Consider the following 20404-nt stretch of genomic DNA (forward strand, 5'->3'; position numbering starts at 1 on the left):
TTATTGTAATCGTATGAGATAAAATGACAGTAGCAGAATTTGCAACGAAGAGAGTAGTGTCGACAACGATGATACTTATATTTATGGTTTTTGCTGGTTGGGTAGCGATGACAGGTATGAAACAGGAGAGAATACCAGATTTCGATATACCGATAGTTGTTATTAATGCCACTTGGACGGGTGCAACAGCGGAAGATGTAAAAACACAAGTATCAAAAAAACTAGAAGATGCGGCATTAAATGTAGATGGAATTAAAAATATTACAACTTCATCTTCTTATGGTTCATCAGTAGTTACGATAGAGTTTAACTATGGTGTAGATACAGATATTAAACAAGTACAAGTTCAAACACAAATAGATAAAATAAAAGGACAATTGCCAGATGATGATAACTTTAAAGATCCTACAGTATCAAAAATGGATGCGACAGGTAGTTCCAATATGGCACTGATGATTGGGATTACTGGGGAAAATAAACAGTTAATAACATCGTTTGTTGAAGAAACATTACAGCCTAGATTGAAAAGAAATAGAGGTATTGGTAATATTTCTATAATGGGTAATGCAACAAGACAAATTAAAGTTTGGTTGGATCCAGCTAGATTGAAGGAATATAATTTGTCAGCGGCAGAAATTTATAGTAAAATAAAAGCAGCTAATACAGTAACACCAGCAGGTACGATAACTGATGGGACAAAAGAATTTATCTTAAAAGTTGATGGAGAGTTAAAAGAGCTCGATCAAATTCAGGATATAATTATTTCAAATCAAAATAATCAAACGGTTAGATTGGCTGATGTGGCAAAAGTTGAGTATGGAACAGAGGATCCAACATCGTATGTAACATATAACGGAAAAGAAATGGTTGCTGTTATGATTCAAAAGAGTAAAGATGGTAACTTGGTAGAGGTTGCGAAAAAGGCTAAGGAAACTTTGAAAGAAGCAAAACCATTATTTCCAGAAGGTTCTAATTATAATATAATAGTTGATAACAGTGAAAAAGTTAGTGAATCAATAAAAAATGTTGCAAGTTCTGGGATACAAGCGGTTATCATTACAATTATAGTGCTTTTTGTATTCTTGAAAAACTTGAGAGCATCATTAGTTGTGGGAACATTGATTCCGATTTCAGCAATGTTTACATTCTTCTTACTTACAACACAAGGAATAACATTGAATATGATTTCGTTAATGGGATTGTCACTTGCGGTTGGATCACTAGTAGATAATGGGGTTGTTACACTGGATAATATTTTTGATCACATTCAGATTAATAAGGAACCAGCAGATGTAGCAGCGGTACGGGGTACAAATGAAGTAATTCTTCCGATGATGGCGTCAACGGCGACTTCAGTTTGTGTATTTCTACCTATTATATTGTTTGAAGGAATTACTAAAGAAGTATTTAAAAGTATTGCATTTTCAATGATGTTTGCGTTATCAGCTTCAATCATTGTTGCGATGTTATGGGTTCCGATGGCTTCAAGTTTATTTTTAGATGTTAAAAAAATCTCAGATAACGCTGAAAAAGCCGCAAGATTTAATGCATTCAGGGATAAATATAAAGAATTAGTGGCAAAAGTATTGGAAAATAGGTGGAAAATGGTAATTGGGGTTGTAATAGCATTTGTAGTAGTTGTATTTGGAATAGGAAAAACAGTAAAAACTACATTCTTCCCAACGATTGATGATAATCAATATTCAGTAGTTGCGACACTTGCGACTGGGCTAGATTTAGATGTATCAAAAGATATTGCGAATAAAATGGAGGCAGTTGTAAAAGCGGATCCAGCGACTAAAGATATAAATGTACTTGCTTCAAAAGATGCAGCGGTAATAAATGTTGACGTAAAAAAAGACACAATGAAAGCAATGAACCGTGTTAGGGAAAAATTAAAGGATTTACCAAATGTAACACTTGCTGTTTCACCACAAAAAGCAGGAGGTCGTTCATCGCAGAAAGATTATTCGTTTCAAATAGAAGGTGATGACCCACAAGAACTGAATAGAATAGCAAATGCGATAATGGCTGACATGAAAAGCCAGTCATGGTTTAAAGATGTTAAGTCATCAACAGAAGGGGGATATCCACAGGCTAAGCTGGAAGTAGACAGAGTAAAAGCTGAAAGTTATGGAATAACTGTAACGGACATTACCCAGATGTTATTTATGACAGCTTCTGGATCTGCAAATCCGATTGATGTAACTCAAAGTACAGAAACATTGGATGTAGTGCTGGAATTAGAAAAAAATCAAAAAAATTCATTGAATAAAATTATGGATTTAGAGATAAAAACTAATAAAGGAACTTATGTTAGATTAGGGGATATTGCTACAATGCAGTATGAAGAAAGTGCTTCAACTATTTCAACAGAAAATGGAACAAGAATTGTAACAATTGGTGCAAACTTGGATAGTTCGAAAGGGTTTAACGATGCAGCAGCATTTATTCAACAGTCATTCAAGAAAACAAATCCAGCTGAAGGATATAAAATTGGAGTAGCAGGACAAGCTAAAAACCAATCTGAAATGGGTGGACAAATTATGAAAGACTTGTTGCTTGCGATTGTGTTGATTTATACAGTACTTGCAGTTCAGCTAGAATCATTTATCTTGCCGCTTATGATTATGACAACATTACCACTTTCTATGATTGGAGTAATTTTAGGATTAGCGATAACTAGAGTACAACTTAGTATGTTCGTTATGATTGGTATCTTGATGTTATTTGGTATGGCAGTTAACAATGCGATTGTAATGCTTGATTTCGTTGCAGGACTGCGGAAAAAAGGCTGGACAATACACGATGCCTTAGTAGAAGCCTGTGGTTCAAGACTTCGACCAATTTTAATGACAACACTTACAACAGTATTAGGATGGCTTCCAATGGTATTTTCAAGTAAAGGAAGTTCGGGATACTATCAAGGTATGGCGATTGCAGTAATGTTTGGACTTTCATTCTGTACGGTGTTGACATTGTTTTTTACACCAGTATTGTATTCATTAGTTGAAGAAAGAAAAGAAAGAAAACAAAAAGAAAGAGAAGAAAGAAGAAGACAAGAAAAAGAAGAAGAAAGAAGAGGATATGCTAAATAATTCAATTCTTTGATTTATTGAAATGTTTGATAATTTATAAATTCCAAGTCTTACGGGTTGTCAAACGGAGTTAAATTTATAAAAGTTAGAGAGGAGAATTTTGTGAAAAGATTAGAAATATATTTTGATTCATTTTATACTGAAAAAATGAAAGAAGAATTAAGAGAATACGGGATAGATCAATATTTTATAGTTCCAGCTATTCATAGCTCATGGAGTAAGACTTTTAAACATTTTAATACACATGTTTGGCCAGGGACAGACAGTATTTTAGTTACTTATTTGGAAGATAGGCACGCACAAGAGATTATACGGATTATTAAAATTATGAAGATAGATTTGGGTCGTGGAATTTCGATGGGTGCAGTAATATTGCCAGTAGAAGATATTATTTTGTAAAAAATATAATTTTATACTATCTTCCAATTAAATAGCAAATTAATTATAATTTTCTCGTAAGAGGTCAAGCTTCCTTGTCAGTAAACAGTATAAGATATAATTTCTGTTTTTTAAATGGAATTTGGGTATTAAGTGAAAAAGTAGTTTGAATACAAAAAAGAACGGAGTGATTATTAATGGCAGTTTTTGAATTGAAACATCCACTAATTGAACATAAACTTTCAAATTTGAGAAATAAACATACAGATACTAAACTTTTTAGGGAAAGCCTAAACGAAATAGCAGGACTTATGGTTTATGAAGCAACAAAACATTTGCCGCTCAAGGAGATTGAAACAGAAACTCCTATTCAGAAAACGACTACAAAAGTTCTGGATAAGCCAATAACATTAGTTCCCATCCTAAGAGCAGGACTTGGAATGATAGATGGAATATTGCAGCTTCTTCCAAACGCAAAAGTGGGGCATCTGGGAGTTTACAGAAACGAAGAAACTTTAGAGCCGGTCTATTATTACGCAAAAATGCCAACAAACGTTGTCGAAAGTCAAGTTTTCGTAGTAGATCCAATGCTTGCAACAGGTGGTTCAATGATTTACACACTTGACTATTTGAAAGAAAAAGGCGTAAAAAATATAACTGTACTTTGTATTATTGGTGCTCCTGAAGGAATAAAGAAATTTACTGAAAAACATCCCGATGTTGACTTATACATTGCGGCAATTGATGATGGACTTAATGAACATGCGTATATCTATCCAGGATTGGGAGATGCAGGAGATAGAATATTTGGAACAAAATAGTAAAATGGATTTTTTAGGAAAATACTCTAATTAAAATAATTAGGGTATTTTTTTGTATATTTTGATTTTCCATATTACTATGTTTTTTCTTTTTTATTTCTGTAGGATTGCTCATTGCCGCAAATCCTACAACCTATGGCTAGTCTACGACATTTTTCTGCACTGACAAAAAACTCGCTATGCTCAAACAGTTTTGTCAGCACAGAAAAATGCTCCGACGGATTTTAAAGAGTAAAAATTATATTTTAATTATTTAAAAATATTGAGTTGTTATTCTTTATTAGAAAAGTTTGTAATAAATTTCTTATTTAATCGAGGTTTTTTAGTATAATAATGTTTTTTCTTTTCTTCTAAAGTAAAAAAGAAGCAGAATCTCAAAAATTCCACTTCTTCACATAATGATTTATTAATAACGATTTCCATTTTCATCTTCGCAATAAAATATACCCACTTCGTTTTTCATAACATCTTCTTCCGCTTCCTGCTCTATCTTTTTCATATTCTGCCCATCTTGAAGGACTAAAAAGTTAGCAACTTACTGTAGTTAGAGCAAGAATTACAATTAAAAATAACTTCTTCATATTTATCATCTCCATTATACAATTTTATTGTTATTGTTTAAATGAAGTTTAGTAGGAGAATACATTATAAATTTGATTTAAAAGGAATTTTTATAATTACTTCTGCTCCTTCGGTTTTGTTGTCTTTATTTATAAATACGCCATAATTTTTGCCGTAATAGAATTTTATTCTTTTATCGACATTTTTGATTCCTACACCGCCAGTTTTGCTCTTTTTGAACTGTTTAGCTTTTTCAAAGCCTATTCCGTTGTCTTTGACTGAGATATTGATAGTGCTGTTTTGTCTGTAAACGTCTATTGTGATAATTCCGTTTCCAGAAAGGTTTTTTATTCCGTGATAGATGGAGTTTTCTACAATTGGCTGGATTATGATTTTTGGAACTTCGATGGAAAGAAGGCTTTCATCTTCTATGTTGAAAAAATAGGAAAGTTTGTCTTCGTATCTCTGCTTTTGTATGAATAAATATTCTTTAGTGTGCATAATTTCATCTTTTAACGGTATTTTTTCGTGACCGTTGCTAAGGGAGAGCCTAAAATAGTTTGCAAGTGATTTTGTAATGCTGATTACTTTTTCATTGTCTTCAAATTCTGCCATCCAAATGATTGTATCTAGCGTGTTATACAGAAAATGTGGATTAATCTGGCTGTGAAGAGCTTTTATTTCATATTCCCGCAAATATTTTATCTTTTCAACCATTACATTAAAATGCTCCACAAGGTTCTGAATTTCATAGCCTGTTTTTTCACTCAAATGAAATTCTCGTAGATTATTTTCAAAGTTTTGCATATGATTTTCCAGTTTTATTAAAGGCCTTAGAATCTTTGTTATTACGATAAATGTAATAATGGAAGAAAAAGCTAGTGAAACTAGGAAAATGATAATAACTATGTGAGAAAAATTTTTCTTTAAGGTAACTAAGTCATTTGTGTTTGCAAGGCTTCTTAAATTCCAGTTTGTATTTTCAATCTGTGTTTCGTATAAATATGTATCTTTATTTTTATTCTTTTCTGAAAATTTTTCAAGACATTTTTTATCAGCAAAACATTTTACATCTCTGTAATAAATCACATTGCCATGATTATCTATAATAATGCTGTCACTTTGTCTTCCAAAAGCATTAGAACGTAAATACCTTTCAAACATTTCATATTTTATATCAAATACAATAACTCCCAGATTCTCTCCTTTTGAATTTTTTATATCCCGACTAATTGACAAAAACCACGAATTAGAGTTCATGGAAGAATCTTCATCTTTTCTGACTGGATTGAAAACAGGCATATCTGAATTATTTATTGCGTCAACATACCATTTTTCCTTCATCATATTTGCTGATATTTTCATATCGTTATTTTTATCACTGGAAATAATACTACCATTTTTTCCAATCACAGTAATATTTTTTATCCCTTTATTATTATCGAGAATTGAATAAACCATTTTTTCAATACTTTTTTTTGAATTATTATTTCCCAATGTTAAAAAATTTCTAACATCCGCATTAACGGACAAAAGATTAATTATATTTTGTAATTTCTCAACATAAAGTGTGATATAACGTGATGTACTCATTACATTTTTGTTAGTGTACTCAATTTCTTTGTTCATTATTATATATTTTGAAGTATAATAAAAAATGCTGCTTAAAAAAAGTATAAACAGTAAATTTCCAACAAGATAATAAAAAAATAACTGCAACAGCATTGAATTTCTCATAGTTTTTTTTAATTTCATATTTTTTCCAACACACTTTTCTTAAATTCTTTTGGTGTCATTCCAAAAGTTTTTTTAAATTTTGAATTGAAATAATTAAAGTTTTCCATTCCTACAAGTTCTCCAATTTGATAATTTTTCAGATCTGTTGTCAAAAGCAGCAGCTTTGCCTTTTCCATCCGTATATTATTTAAATAGTCCTGAAAAGGAATACCAAACAAATTTTTAAAAAGTGAACTCAAATATCCAGAAGACAAATTCATTTCGTCAGCCAGAGAATTTAAGTTAAAGGAAATATCGCTGTATTTTTCTTCAATTTTTTTTGTTAAAATATCTTTATACTTGCTATGAGAAATATTTTTATTAGATTTCTTAGATTGGCTAATTTTATTAATAATTTTTCTTGCTTCGTTATATCTTTTATCTTCTTCCAGCTTATAGATAAGTTTTGAAATTATTTCATTTATATCTGTCTTGGAAACAGGTTTTAAAATATAGTCTTCAACTCCGATTTTTAAAGCCTTTTGAGCATATTCAAAATAGTCATATCCAGAAATAATGGCTATCTTAACATCACTTTTCAGATATTTCATTTCCTCGGCAAGAGTCAGCCCATTTTTAAAGGGAATATTTATATCCAGCAAGACAAGGTCAGGCAAGACTTCAGAAAAAGTCTTAAAGGCAGAATTACCATCTTCTGCCTCATAAACATCACTTATCTTATATTTTTCAAAATCAATAAAGGTTTTAATACCTCTTCGTATAATCGGTTCATCGTCAATTATTAAAATACTATACACTTATTTAACAGCTCCTTTGATTTGTGCGGCAGTCAGATGTCCCGGCAAAGTTTTAACAATATTCAAGTTCCCATCCAATATAATGTTTGAAGGATATCCCAAAACTTTTGCCCTTTTTAGCACTTCCCCCTTTTCGTCCAGCAAAACAGTAGTATTTTTGTAATTAAGCCCTTTATACCACTGAATAAATTTAGCTGTAGGTTTTTCTCCTTTTTGTCCCGGAGAAGCAATTGTTATAACTGTAAAATTCTTACTTTTATCTGCACTTAAAGAATTAATTTCGCTTAATCCCGAAAGGCAGATAGGACACCATGAAGCCCACATTTTAATATATATTTTCTTACCTTTGTACTTGTTAAGGGAAACAGGTTTATTATTAATGTCCTTTAACTGAACTCCTTGCAATGTATTTCCAAATGAAATCGATCCAAAACTCAACAAAGTTACAATTGTTACAATTAATTTTTTCATAAAAATTACTTCCTTTCTGTATTATAGCAAATTTAAAATATTTTTTGTAATTATTTTTTAAGTTATTTTGATTACTAATTGTTTTATAAAATTTAAAAAATAAAATTATTAAAACTTATTCATTATTAGCAAAATTCCCATAAATATAATTAGAAATCCTCCAAAGATTTTAAAATAATTTGTGTATTGATTTAAAGATCGTACTTTTTTTAGCAATTCCTGAGAAAAAAAGGAAAATAGAACGAATGGAGTGGCAAGTCCTAAGACGTATATAAACATCATTAGCCCTCCATAGACTGCAGATCCTTTTTCTCCTGCAAGAGTAAGCACTGAGGCAAGAATAGGGCCTACACATGGAGTCCATCCTAGACTAAATGTCAGTCCTAGCAAAAAAGCCTGTAATGAAGAATTTTTCCCAATTAAATTTAAATTTACAGATTTATTTTTTTCTAAAAAGTTAAATTTTAAGATACTTGTTTGATGTAGTCCCAGTATTATTACAAGTATTCCTGCCAAAACTTTTATAGTGTCATTAAAGAAAATTCCCGTAAGGAAACTAAAACTAAAGCCTATGCTTACAAAAGTAAGCGAAAGTCCTAAAATAAATAAAAAGGTATTAAGTACAGTTTTTTTACCTTTGCTTAAAATTCCTAAATATACAGGAACAATGGGAAGAATACATGGAGATAGAAAACTTGCGACTCCTCCTAAAAATACGCTTCCTACCAGTAGTGGCTGATTAAACATAAATTATCTCCTATTCTGTTCATTTTACTGAACTAATTTTATTAAATATCCGTAATGCTCTTTTTCCATATCTTTTAATGGGATAAATTTAATTGAAGCACTGTTTATGCAATAACGAAGCCCGCCTTTGTCTTTAGGTCCATCATCAAAAACGTGTCCCAAGTGAGCCTTTCCGCTTCGGCTAAGCACTTCTGTACGTACCATATTAAAACTTGTATCATTTGCATAAGTTACAACATCTTTTGAAATAGGTTTTGTAAAACTTGGCCAGCCACAGCCAGAATCATATTTATCCTTTGAGGAAAATAATGGCTCTCCTGTTGTTATGTCCACATAAATTCCAGCTTCATGATTGTCCCAGTACTCATTTGAAAAAGAATGTTCAGTATTTTTTTTCTGTGTAACGCTGTATTGCAGTGGAGTAAGCCGTTTTTTCAATTCTTCATCACTTGGTTTTGGATAATCTTTTGGATCAATGATAACTTCATCTGCTTTAGTAATATCAATGTGGCAATATCCGTTAGGATTTTTTCTTAAATAGTCCTGATGGTATTCTTCTGCGAGAATATAATTTTTCAAAGGCTGAACTTCAACTTGGATTTTATCTGTATATTTTTTCTGCTCTTCTTCAATTTCCTGTAAAATAATTTCTTTATCTTTAGGATTAGTATAATAAATCCCTGTTCTGTATTGTCTGCCTCTATCATTTCCCTGCTGATTAATGCTAGTAGGATCTACAACTTGAAAATAATATTTAAGCAGCTTGCTCAAAGAAATTTTGTTTGCGTCATATTTTACGTGAACTGTTTCTGCGTGATCCGTTGATGCGACAATGTTGTAACTCGTTTTTTCAGTTTTACCGTTCGCATAGCCAACTGTAGCATCCTTTACCCCGTCGATTCTTTCCATATATGCCTCAAGTCCCCAGAAACAGCCGCCAGCAAGATAGATTTCCCTGATGTTTTCGTTTCCTGCCTGAATCATATTTTCTTTTTTCAGTTTATTTTCATTTCTGTTTTTACGATTTTTATTTTTATTTGATAATACTACTGAAAATAAAGCTAAAGATAGTATTAAAAATAATAGTAGACTTCTAGATTTCATAAAACCGCCTCCCGATTTATATTTAAATATTTTTTGTATCTACAAGAATAGTATAGCCCAAAAATTGATAAAAAAAAATGAAATATAGTAATATTTTTCTATAATTTTATAATATTTGTTTATTTATTTACTAATTAAATTTGATATAATTTTAAAAAAGTATTAAGTTAAAATATAAAATCAATATTTTTAAAATAAAAAATAAAGGGTTTTGTGATATATTAAAAAACTGTGATTAATAAACAGATTAAAGAAAAATATTAATAAATAGTGCCTTGAAATATAGATTATCTAGGAGGAAAAATAGTGGGTAACATCGCTTGTAGGAACACAGAGGTCGGGGGACTGATATGAAAAACACGTTAAATGGTGTAAAAGTAAAAATAGTGGCTTTGGGAAAAACAGGAAGTAATGTAATAAATAAAATGATATTAAATAACATTGTAAGGGCTGATTTTATAGTAATAGACACAGAAAAGTTGAATTTAGACAGTTCAAAAGCTCCCAAAAAAATATTTGTGTCATCAATAACTTCATTTGAAGCGATGGAGGATTTAAGAAAACAAACAGAAAAAGAATTTCAAAATGCAGATATGGTGTTTATAATAGCTGAAATGGGAGAAAAAACAGGAACTCTGCTTTCATCAGCTGTGGCAGAAATTGTAAAATCTATGAATATACTAACTGTTGCAATAGTGTCAAAGCCTTTTGATTTTGAAGACCGGAATAAGATAAAACTTGCTAAAAAGGGAAAGGAAAGATTAAAACATTTCGCTGATACTGTAATAGTCATTCCATATCAAAGATTAAATGATTTATACGTAAATCTTCCAATAGAAAATATCTATGAAAAAGGAGAAAAAGCCTTTGTTACAATTGTAAAAGGAATATTGGATTTAATAAAAAAACAGGGAATTGTAAATTTAGACTTTGCAGACATTAAATCTATATTGCAAAACTCAGGCAAAACAGTATTGGGCTTTGGAAAAGCACACGGAGAGGACAGAGCAAAAAAAGCGGTAGAACAGGCACTAAATACCCCACTTTTAGAACGTTCAATAAAAGGTGCAGGAAAAATACTAATGAATATAACCTCAGGAAATGACATACGTCTGGAAGAAATCAGCCAAATTGCCACAGCAGTAGCCACAAGTACTGAAAATCCAGATTTATTTCTCGCATGGGGAACAGTCTTTGAAGAAACTAAATTTGAAAATCCTGAAGATTTTGAACAAAAAGGGAGCTGTGTAAAAGTATATTTGATTGCAACAGATTTTCGTAATTAATAAAAATAATTTAAAAATTTATAAATAAAAAAAGAAAAAGTATTGACTAATCAATTAGATATGATATAATTACATTGAAAGAAAAAGTTTAAAAACAGGTGTTCCACTACCTTAAAATGAAGGACAGATAAAAACAGGTGTTCCACTACCTTAAAATGAAGGACAGATAAAAACAGGTGTTGCACTACCTTAAAATGAAGCAACTTTAAATGCAAAGCTACCAATTATGGTAGCTTTTTTTCGAGGGGGAATTATGAGGTTATATGAAGTAGATGAAAGTTATATAAATTATTTGAAACTTTTTGACAATAGAGTTTTAAATTATTCAGGAGAAAATTATACAAAAACACGAAAATATATTGGGGTGCTTTTAAAAGTGAATAATTGTGATTATTTGGCACCGTTATCATCTCCAAATAAAAAAAGTGATTATACTAATGGAAAAATACGAAAGTCAAATAATTTTATTATCAGAATTACCGATAAACAAAGAAATATTTTACTGGGAACTATAAAAATAAGCAATATGATTCCAATTTTTGATAAAACGGTAATTAAATATTATGATATTCACAAGGAAACAGATGAAGGCTACAAGAAATTAATTTTAAAGGAATTAAGATTTATTTATGCTAATAAAGAAAAAATTAAAAAAACAGCAATAAAATTATACAATCAAAAAATACATAATATGTCAATGGACTATATAAAGCATACGATTGATTTTTTATTATTAGAAGAAAAGGCGAAATTGTATAAAAAATAGTAAAAAAATTTAACTGTATTTTGGAAAAATATGTTAAAATATAGAAAATTTTACAATTAAAGGAGAAGAAAAATGGATGGTGTTGGAATAAAAGTTATTGGAATCGGTACAGTGGGAAATGATGTCTTGAATAAGATGATGAAAAAAGAGATTGCAGAAGTTGGATTTGTAGGAATTGATACAAATCAAGAGAATTTGGATAAACTGAATGTAGAATCAAAAATATTGGCTTCTGAGAATTTAAGTGAAAAAGTGCAGAGTACATTAAAAAATACAGGTTTAGTATTTATTTTGACAGAAATGTCGGAAAAGAAAAATAACGAGATAGCCTGCATTGTTTCAGAAGTTGCAAAAACAATGGGAATATTGACAGTGGTTGTAGTTGCTACATCAATTAATTCAAATGGAGAAAATGATGAAATCAAGAAATTAGAAGAAGTTTCTGATACTGTTATAGTTTTGCCTCTTAAAAAATTAGTAGAAGCAGATTCTAGTGCAACTTTTGATAAATTATTTGAAAAAAGAGATGAAATTTTTATAAAAAATGTAGAATTTATAACAAATCTAATAAAAAAACAAGGGGTAGTGAATCTTGATTTTGATGATGTAAAAATAATGCTAGGAAATTCAGGGGAAGGCATAACAGCATTTGGTAAAGGTGAAGGGCAGGATAAGGTAAAACTTGCTACAGAACAAATAATAAACAGCCCTTTTATAAAAAATCTTCCAAAAGCGAGAAAGATGCTGTTAAGCATTACAGCAGGACCAGACATTGGATTAACGGATTTACAGGAAGTAAGTATGATTATAAATGAAAAATTTGGAGCAGACCAAACAAATATACTATGGGGATACATTATGGATGTTGAGCTTGAAGATAAAATTGAAATGGAAATGCTGATAACAGATTTTGCTGAATGAAGATAATATTGAATTATAATACGAAATCTAATTAAGAAAAGGAGTATAATTGTGAAAGATGAAATAATGTCTGTTTTATCTATTTTAAAAAAATTAAGTTTAAGATAACAACAACTTTGAGTTTCTTAGACAATTAATAACTATATAAAAAATTTCAGAGAAGTAAAAGCAGTAAGCTGATACTTCTTTTTCTTTTTTGATGAAAAATTGTCAGAATATACTTAAAACTTCTTAAAATAAAATTATTGAAATTAGAAAAAATAAAAGTTGAAAAAAATAGAAAACTTTTCTTTTTTTTGAAAAAATGTGGTATAATTTGATGTATATTGGAACTTTATTTAAATATTAGAGTTTCAAAAATTGAATATTAAGGATATAAAGGTTAAGTAATTATAGAAATAAAAATATATTGGAGAAAAAATTGAAAAAAAATTTTAAGGATAATTTGCTTACTACAGAGGAAATGAGAAAAAAAATAGTGAAATTGCAGAAAGCTGGGAAAAAGATAGTTTTTACTAATGGAGTGTTTGATATTTTGCATATTGGGCATTTGACTTATTTGGAAGAAGCTGGAAATTTAGGGGATATTTTGGTTGTTGGTGTGAATAGTGATACTTCGGTTAAGGTCAATAAGGGGGATAAAAGACCTATAAATAGTGAAAAAAATAGGGCTTATGTGCTTCTGGGGACTAAGTTTGTAGATTATGCAGTAATTTTTGATGAAAAGACGCCAGAGAAATTGCTGGATGTTTTGAGGCCTGATGTTCACGTTAAAGGTGGAGATTATAAAAAAGAGGATTTGCCAGAAACGAAAATCGTGGAAGAAAATGGTGGAGAAGTGAAAATTTTGTCTTTTGTGGATAATATTTCTACTACTCAAATTATTAATAAAATTATTGAGGCGTATAAAAATTAGTTATTAATATTTGGAAATGGGAAAAATATGGGAAAAAAAATAATGACATTTGAAGAAATTGATAAATTGGCAATAGCTTTGGCAGAAAAATTGAGAAGTGGTGGCTGTCTAGGGCTTATTGGAGATTTGGGAGCTGGGAAGACTACATTTACTAAAAAAATTTGTGAATGTTATAATATTACGGAAAATGTGAAAAGTCCGACATTTACTTATGTTATTGAATATACTTCTGGAGATCTGCCTGTGTATCATTTTGATGTTTATAGAATTAGTAATCCTGAGGAAATTTATGAGATTGGGTTTGAGGATTATATTGGGGAAGATGGAAGTGTTGTGATTATTGAATGGGCGGATAAGATTTTAGATGAGATGCCTGAATATGCGGTGTTTGTTGAAATAAATCATTATTCGGATGACGCTCGGGAAGTGTCAGTTTATACGTTTTTGAATGGTGAAAAAGTTGATTTTGAGATTAAATAATTTTTAAATAAATTTTTTTTACTAAAAATAATTATAAATTGAAAAAATAAAAAATGGAGAAAAACATGTTGACATTTGCGATGACGACTACGACTAAGCTGGCTGGATTGTCACTTTATGAAAAGGATAAACTTTTGGGGGAAATTCATGTGGAAATGGCTAAGACACATTCTACTACGATTTTGGAGCAAATTGACAGTCTTTTGAAATGGACTGGGAAAAAGCTGGGTGAAATTGAAAATGTGATTGTTTCGATTGGACCTGGTTCATTTACTGGAGTTAGGATAGCGATTTCAGTTATTAAAGGGATTTTTTTTGGAAAAAATGTGAATTTTTATGAAGTGAATGAATTAGATGCACTTGGATTTCAAGGGTATTACAATTTGAAGATAAATTTGGAAAATGAGGAGAATGTGAAAATATATTCACTGATTGATTCTCGGAAGGAAAAAGTTTATTGTGCAGCTTATGAAATTTTTAATGGAAAGGCTGGAAATAGGCTGAAATTAGTAAAAAATTATGAAGTTATGAAATTGGACAATGTGATTGAGGAAATAATTGAAAATAAACAAAATGGAGAAAACAATAAAAAAATTTATTTGATTGGAGATGCGGTTTTTAATTATAAGGTTAAAATATTGGATAAATTGGGAGATTTTGTGAGAATATTTGAAGATAAGAATTTGGCGATTAATACGATGACTTATGTGGAAATGTTTTTAGATGAAAATTTCAAAAATGATGATGTTATCGGATTAAAAAAGACTGTTATTTTTAATTTGAAGCCAGATTATCTGGAAAAATCACAGGCGGAAAGGGATAAAAAATAATGCTGAAAAATTTTTTTAAATTTGGAAAAAAGAAAAAGAGTGAGGAAGAGCAAAAGAGCAAACTGGAAAATCAGCTGGATAAGGAAATACAGGAAAGTGAGAACGAAATTGAAAAAATAAAAAAAGAAACAGAAAATGAAATAAAAAAGGCAGCTGATGAAATTTTAAAAAAAGATAATAAAATTAATAAAGATTCTGAATTTGAAACAAAAAAGAATATTGGTAAAAATATAGAAGAAAATTCTGATTCTGAAAGTAAATTATCTGAAAATAACCTTGAGAAAAGTGAAAAGACTAAAAAAAAGCCTAAGTTAAAACCATTAAAAGATAGACTGGCAACTCCTAAAAAGGGATTTTTTGGTAAATTGAAGGAAATGCTTTTGGGGAAAACAATAGATGATGATTTATATGAAGATTTGGAGGAATTGCTGATTCAATCGGATATTGGGATGAATATGACAATGCAGCTTGTGGGAGAACTCGAAAAGTCAGTTTCACGAAAAAAACTTAAAACATCAGAACAAATTTATGATGAATTAAAGGAATTGTTAAAGGCTAAACTTGTTTATAATGATGAAAACAATACAAAATTGAAATTACATGAGGGAAAGCTGAACATTCTTTTGATTGTCGGTGTAAATGGAGTTGGAAAGACTACATCCATTGGGAAAATAGCGAAAAAACTGAAGGATAGCGGAAAAAAGGTTATTATTGGGGCTGGAGATACGTTTAGAGCCGCTGCAATTGAGCAAGTTGAGGAATGGGGAAGACGGACTGGTGTGGAAGTTATAAAGCAGGCACACGGAAGTGATCCTGCTGCTGTAATTTTTGATACTGTGAAAACTGCAAAAAATCGTGGATTTGATGTGGCGATACTGGATACGGCTGGAAGACTTCACAATAAACGTGATTTGATGAAAGAGCTTGAAAAAATAAATAAAATCATACGTGAGCAGTCTGGAGAAACGGACTTTGAAACTTTACTTGTAATTGACAGCACAACTGGGCAGAATGGTTTGGAGCAGGCTAGAATATTCAATGAAATTGTAGATTTGACAGGAATTATTTTAACTAAATTTGATGGAACGGCAAAAGGTGGAATTATTTTTCCAATTACAGAAGAGCTGAAAAAGCCAATCAAATTTATAGGTGTCGGGGAAGGAATTGAGGATTTGCGGGAATTTGATACAAAGGAATTTGTTGAAGCTATGTTTGATTAATAAAAAAATTGAGAAAGGAAAATAAATTTATGAATACATTGACAAATGAATTAAAGGAAAGAGCTAAAAAGCTGAACAAAACTATTATTTTACCTGAAACAGAAGATGAAAGAGTCTTACGGGCAACTGAAAAAATCATCAATGAAGGAATTGCAAAAATTGCTTTAGTTGGAAATGAAAAGGAAATAAAAGAAAGAGCGGATAAAATTGGTGTTTCATTGGAGGGTGCAATATTTTATAATCCTGATTCTTGTGCAACAATTGATGCTATGTCGGAACTTTTGAAAAAAAGAAGAGAAAAAAAGGGAATGACATTTGAAACTGCAAAAGCGATACTTATGTCAGATCCAAGATATTTTGCAGCAATGCTTGTACATCAAGGCAGAGTTGATGGAATGGTAGCAGGTTCATCTTCTCCAACAGCACACGTTTTAAGAGCGGCAATTCACGTAATTGGACCAAGAGAAGGACTAAAGACAGTATCAAGTTCTTTTGTTATGATAACAAATACTCCTGAATTTGGAGATAATGGAACATTTGTATATTCAGATGGCGGAGTAATTCCTGACCCTACAGCAATGCAGCTAGCCGATATTGCAATTTCTGCAGCTGAAAAAGCTAGATTTACTGCTGGAATAAAAGAACCTAAAGTGGCATTTTTATCATTTTCCACAAAGGGAAGTGCAGATGGAGTGTCTGTAAGCAAAGTTAGGGAAGCAATTGAAATCTTGAAAGTTAGAAACGTTGATTTCGACTTTGATGGGGAATTACAGCTGGATGCGGCAATTGTGCCAGAAGTGGCTGCTGCAAAAGCCCCTAACTCAAAAGTGGCAGGACAGGCGAATGTATTAATTTTCCCTGATTTGGATTCAGGAAATATTGGTTATAAATTAACACAAAGATTAGCAAAGGCAAAGGCATTGGGACCATTAATTCAAGGATTGGCAAGACCAGTTCATGATTTGTCGAGAGGATGCAGCGTGGAAGATATTGTGGAAGTTGTGGCGATTACAGCTGTGGAATCTGAAATGTAAAAAATCATTAAAATTAAATTTATACTATTGAAATTAAAAGATTTGTAGTCAACTGTAAAAGAAAAATCATTAAAAGTTAAGCAGTAACATACTTAATATTAACAAAGGGTCAAGACCCCTTATCAAAAAAATAAAAAGTAAAAACATAAATTTGGAGGAGAAAATGAAAGTTTTAGTAATAAATTGTGGAAGTTCATCTGCGAAATTTGAACTTATTGATATGACTAATGAACAATCGTTAGCTAAGGGAAATTGCGAGAGGATAGGAATTGCAAATCCAATTTTCAGCTATAAAAATTTAATAACTGGAGAAAAAATTAGTGAATTGGAAACCCCTATGGAAAATCATACAGTTGCGGTAGAATTGATATTGAAGACGCTTCAAGATGAAAAAATTGGAGTAATAGCAAGCACAGATGAAATTGATGCGATAGGGCATAGAATTGTCCATGGTGGAGAATATTATGAAAAATCTGTACTTGTAGATGATGAAGTTATAAAGAATCTTGAAGAAATCGCACCGCTTGCACCACTACACAATCCAGCCCATATAATGGGAATAAAAGTTATTCAAAAATTACTTCCTGGAAAGAAAAATGTAGTAGTATTTGATACTGCATTCCATCAAACAATGCCAGCAAAGGCATATATGTATCCTTACCCTTATGAAGACTATACAGAATTAAAAGTTAGAAAGTATGGTTTCCACGGGACTTCTCACAGATATGTAAGTGGAGTGGCACAAGAAATGCTAGGTAAAAAAGATTCTAAAATTATAGTTTGCCATCTTGGAAATGGAGCGAGTATTTCAGCAGTTCAAAATGGTAAAGTTGTAGACACATCAATGGGAATGACACCGCTTGCAGGGGTTATGATGGGAACTAGAACTGGAGATGTAGATCCTGCCTCTGTTATTTATGTTATGAGAAAAAGAGAATTATCTTTGGATGAAATGAATGATAGAATGAACAAGAAGTCTGGGATTTTGGGAATGATTGGAACTAGTTCAGATTTTCGTGATTTAGATACAGCTAAAAGAGCTGGAGATGAAAAGGCTATTTTGGCTTACGATATGTTCTGTTATAGAATTCAGCTTTATATCGGGGCTTATGTTGCTGCAATGAACGGTGTTGATGCGATTGCCTTTACTGGTGGAATTGGAGAAAATTCTGTTGGGGCTAAAAAACAAATTTGTGAAGGGCTTTCATTTTTTGGAGTCGAGCTGGATGAAGAAAAAAATGCAAAAAGATTACCTGGAAATGTAGAGTTGTCTACAAAAAATTCAAAAGTTAAAGTTTATAAGATTGAAACGGCTGAAGAACTTGTAATTGCAAGAGATACTTATGAATTGACAAAATAAATGCTGCATTAATAAAATTTTTTAAATTTTTGTAAAATTATAATTTTCAATAAATTGTGAGTAAGAGGTTAGACCTGTTCGATAAACTATACAAACTTAGAGTTTAATGAAATAAATGTCCTGAAGCAAGGGGTCAAGACCCCTTGTATAGAAAAAAATCGAACATTTCTACTGTGAAAATTGAATAAGTAAAGAGAAAGAGGGAAATATGTCAACATTAAATATAATTTATTATACAGGTACTGGAAATACTGAAGAGATGGCAAAATATATTGGTGAAGGTGCAGAAAATGCTGGGGCTGCTGTAAAACTTATAAATGTGGAAGAAGCTAATGAGAGTGCAATAGATGCGGATTTTATTGCGTTTGGGTCTCCTGCAGTTGGAGCAGAGGAAATTGCGCCGGAAATGGTGGAATTTTTTGAAGGAATAAAGGATAAAATCATTGGTAAAACAGTTGGGCTATTTGGTTCGTATGACTGGGGACAAGGTGGCTGGATGGAAACTTGGCGTGAGGAAATTATAAATGAAGGGCTTTCTGTTGTGAATGATGGACTTATTATTCATTTGGCTGTTGATGATGATGAAAAAATTGAAAAATGTAAGGAATATGGAAGAGCAATAGTTGGTTAAATAACAAGGGTTAAAAATTCCCTTGATACTGATAGATTAGTTATCTATTAAAAAATGGAGGAAAAATTGGAAAATTTGTTAATCCAGCTTGCCATAATGGTTTTTGTTGGAATACTCATAGGATGGTTTACAAATTATTTGGCGATAAAATTGTTATTTAGGCCCTATAAGGAAGTAAACTTCCTATTTTTCAAAATACAGGGATTAATTCCCAAAAATAGAGATAAAATTTCAGAAAATATAGCGGATACGATAGAAAAGGAACTTATTTCAGTAAAATATATTACTGAAAAGCTAAAAGATAGCGGTGTTATAAATGATGAAGTTTTGGATAAACTATTGGACAAAATTATAGGAGAAAAGCTGAAAAAAAGCATATTAGAAAAAAATCCGCTATTAAAAATGTTTTTAAATGATTCAGTAATTGAAAAAATAAAAGCGTATTTTAAAAAGGCAATTTTAGAAAATAAAGAGGAAATAGTGGAGGAAATCTTAAAAATTGCAGAAGATAAAATTGATTTTAAGGAAATCATGCTTGAAAAAATGAAAAATTTTTCATTAGAAGAAATGGAAAAAATAATTTTGTCTGTGTCTAAGAATGAATTAAAGCATATTGAAATTATTGGTGGAGTATTGGGAGGAATAATTGCATTATTTCAGTTTTTTATAATGTTATTATTAAAACAGATATAAAATAATATTTTAAATAAAAACAATTAGACTAGAGGATTTAAAGAATTATTGAGGAGAAAAAATGAATGAAGAAAGAATATTGGAACCTAAGGAATTGGGAGAGGACAATATTCAGAAAAGTTTACGGCCAAGGACTTTTAAGGAATATATTGGCCAGCAGGATTTGAAAGAGAAGATGAATATATTTATTAAATAGTGCAAGAACACTCGCGACTTTAGTCGTGATATGAATTGCACAAAAATTTTAGTAAGCATATAGGGAAACTTGTATGTGGACACGGAGCAAAACCGTGCAACAAAGAAACTGAATTGCTGGGAACTCTTAAAGCTAGTATAACCACAACATAATATCTAAGTGAAAACATGGTATAAGTGTGATGGTGGCGAAAGCAGAAAAAATATACTAGATGGTGTAAGGTTAAATCCTAAGTGCTAAGATAATAGACAATCAGCAACTAAGCCTGAAAAGGAAAGTTCAACGACTATCCCTCGTGAGGGGAGTACAATACAAGCGGTTGGTATTGGAAGTGGTTTCGCCTAAGTCCTTGAAATA

At 30.9% G+C, this 20404-nt stretch carries 19 protein-coding genes and 1 pseudogene; 15 read left to right on the plus strand and 5 right to left on the minus strand.

Annotated elements, in window-relative coordinates; all coding sequences use genetic code 11:
• Positions 1–23 precede the first annotated feature (23 nt).
• The 3 genes from FVE73_RS00830 to upp all read left to right on the plus strand — a co-directional run bounded on the left by FVE73_RS00830 (position 24) and on the right by upp (position 4297).
• Positions 24–3098, plus strand: a complete 3075-nt coding sequence (locus FVE73_RS00830) for an efflux RND transporter permease subunit (RefSeq protein WP_018499737.1) — start codon at positions 24–26, stop codon at positions 3096–3098.
• Positions 3099–3200: 102 nt separating this feature from the next.
• Positions 3201–3497, plus strand: coding sequence for a PG0541 family transporter-associated protein (locus FVE73_RS00835; protein WP_018499736.1), 297 nt, complete (start codon positions 3201–3203; stop codon positions 3495–3497).
• 176 nt (positions 3498–3673) lie between these two features.
• Positions 3674–4297, plus strand: coding sequence for a uracil phosphoribosyltransferase (gene upp, locus FVE73_RS00840; RefSeq protein ID WP_018451036.1), 624 nt, complete (start codon positions 3674–3676; stop codon positions 4295–4297).
• A 645-nt stretch (positions 4298–4942) separates the two neighbouring features.
• Here upp and FVE73_RS00845 read toward each other — a convergent pair.
• The 5 genes from FVE73_RS00845 to msrB all read right to left on the minus strand — a co-directional run bounded on the left by FVE73_RS00845 (position 4943) and on the right by msrB (position 9714).
• Complete coding sequence (locus tag FVE73_RS00845) at positions 4943–6613, minus strand: sensor histidine kinase (protein WP_018499734.1); 1671 nt, start codon at positions 6611–6613, stop codon at positions 4943–4945.
• A complete protein-coding gene (locus FVE73_RS00850; RefSeq protein ID WP_018499733.1) occupies positions 6610–7392 on the minus strand; it encodes a response regulator transcription factor in 783 nt (260 codons plus the stop codon). The genes FVE73_RS00845 and FVE73_RS00850 overlap by 4 nt, the downstream gene beginning before the upstream one ends.
• Entirely contained in the window at positions 7393–7863 is a 471-nt protein-coding gene (locus FVE73_RS00855; RefSeq protein ID WP_012806423.1) for a redoxin family protein, read from the minus strand.
• Positions 7864–7971: 108 nt separating this feature from the next.
• Positions 7972–8610, minus strand: a complete 639-nt coding sequence (locus FVE73_RS00860; protein ID WP_018499732.1) for a cytochrome c biogenesis protein CcdA — start codon at positions 8608–8610, stop codon at positions 7972–7974.
• A gap of 24 nt (positions 8611–8634) precedes the next feature.
• Positions 8635–9714, minus strand: coding sequence for a peptide-methionine (R)-S-oxide reductase MsrB (msrB, locus tag FVE73_RS00865; protein ID WP_018499731.1), 1080 nt, complete (start codon positions 9712–9714; stop codon positions 8635–8637).
• A gap of 350 nt (positions 9715–10064) precedes the next feature.
• On the opposite strand from msrB, the gene FVE73_RS00870 reads away from it, so the two are divergent.
• The 12 genes and pseudogenes from FVE73_RS00870 to FVE73_RS00925 all read left to right on the plus strand — a co-directional run.
• Entirely contained in the window at positions 10065–11000 is a 936-nt protein-coding gene (locus FVE73_RS00870) for a cell division protein FtsZ (RefSeq protein ID WP_018499730.1), read from the plus strand.
• A 253-nt stretch (positions 11001–11253) separates the two neighbouring features.
• Positions 11254–11766: a type III toxin-antitoxin system ToxN/AbiQ family toxin gene (locus FVE73_RS00875; protein ID WP_018499729.1), complete on the plus strand. Its 513-nt coding sequence runs from the start codon at positions 11254–11256 to the stop codon at positions 11764–11766.
• A 72-nt stretch (positions 11767–11838) separates the two neighbouring features.
• Entirely contained in the window at positions 11839–12687 is an 849-nt protein-coding gene (locus FVE73_RS00880) for an FtsZ/tubulin family protein (RefSeq protein ID WP_018499728.1), read from the plus strand.
• A 463-nt stretch (positions 12688–13150) separates the two neighbouring features.
• Positions 13151–13603, plus strand: coding sequence for a D-glycero-beta-D-manno-heptose 1-phosphate adenylyltransferase (gene rfaE2 / locus FVE73_RS00885; protein ID WP_036059867.1), 453 nt, complete (start codon positions 13151–13153; stop codon positions 13601–13603).
• 27 nt (positions 13604–13630) lie between these two features.
• Entirely contained in the window at positions 13631–14083 is a 453-nt protein-coding gene (tsaE, locus tag FVE73_RS00890; protein ID WP_018499726.1) for a tRNA (adenosine(37)-N6)-threonylcarbamoyltransferase complex ATPase subunit type 1 TsaE, read from the plus strand.
• Between the two features lie 53 nt (positions 14084–14136).
• Positions 14137–14913: a tRNA (adenosine(37)-N6)-threonylcarbamoyltransferase complex dimerization subunit type 1 TsaB gene (tsaB, locus tag FVE73_RS00895; protein ID WP_232058519.1), complete on the plus strand. Its 777-nt coding sequence runs from the start codon at positions 14137–14139 to the stop codon at positions 14911–14913.
• The gene (gene ftsY, locus FVE73_RS00900; protein WP_018499724.1) at positions 14913–16133 is read left to right on the plus strand and encodes a signal recognition particle-docking protein FtsY; all 1221 of its coding nucleotides are present in this window, start codon (positions 14913–14915) and stop codon (positions 16131–16133) included. The genes tsaB and ftsY overlap by 1 nt, the downstream gene beginning before the upstream one ends.
• Before the next feature lie 29 nt (positions 16134–16162).
• Positions 16163–17167: a phosphate acetyltransferase gene (pta, locus tag FVE73_RS00905; protein WP_018499723.1), complete on the plus strand. Its 1005-nt coding sequence runs from the start codon at positions 16163–16165 to the stop codon at positions 17165–17167.
• A 163-nt stretch (positions 17168–17330) separates the two neighbouring features.
• Positions 17331–18527 carry an acetate/propionate family kinase gene (locus FVE73_RS00910; RefSeq protein ID WP_018499722.1) on the plus strand — a complete coding sequence of 399 codons (1197 nt, stop codon included), beginning with the start codon at positions 17331–17333 and terminating at the stop codon, positions 18525–18527.
• A gap of 208 nt (positions 18528–18735) precedes the next feature.
• Positions 18736–19158, plus strand: a complete 423-nt coding sequence (locus tag FVE73_RS00915; RefSeq protein WP_018499721.1) for a flavodoxin — start codon at positions 18736–18738, stop codon at positions 19156–19158.
• 66 nt (positions 19159–19224) lie between these two features.
• The gene (locus FVE73_RS00920; protein WP_018499720.1) at positions 19225–19851 is read left to right on the plus strand and encodes a DUF445 domain-containing protein; all 627 of its coding nucleotides are present in this window, start codon (positions 19225–19227) and stop codon (positions 19849–19851) included.
• Positions 19852–19912: 61 nt separating this feature from the next.
• Positions 19913–20044 (plus strand): annotated as a pseudogene (locus FVE73_RS00925) (Holliday junction branch migration DNA helicase RuvB); the annotation flags it as partial.
• Between the last annotated feature and the right edge of the window lie 360 nt (positions 20045–20404).

The sequence above is a fragment of the Leptotrichia wadei genome (assembly GCF_007990545.2).
GTDB classification, from domain to species: Bacteria; Fusobacteriota; Fusobacteriia; order Fusobacteriales; family Leptotrichiaceae; genus Leptotrichia; species Leptotrichia wadei.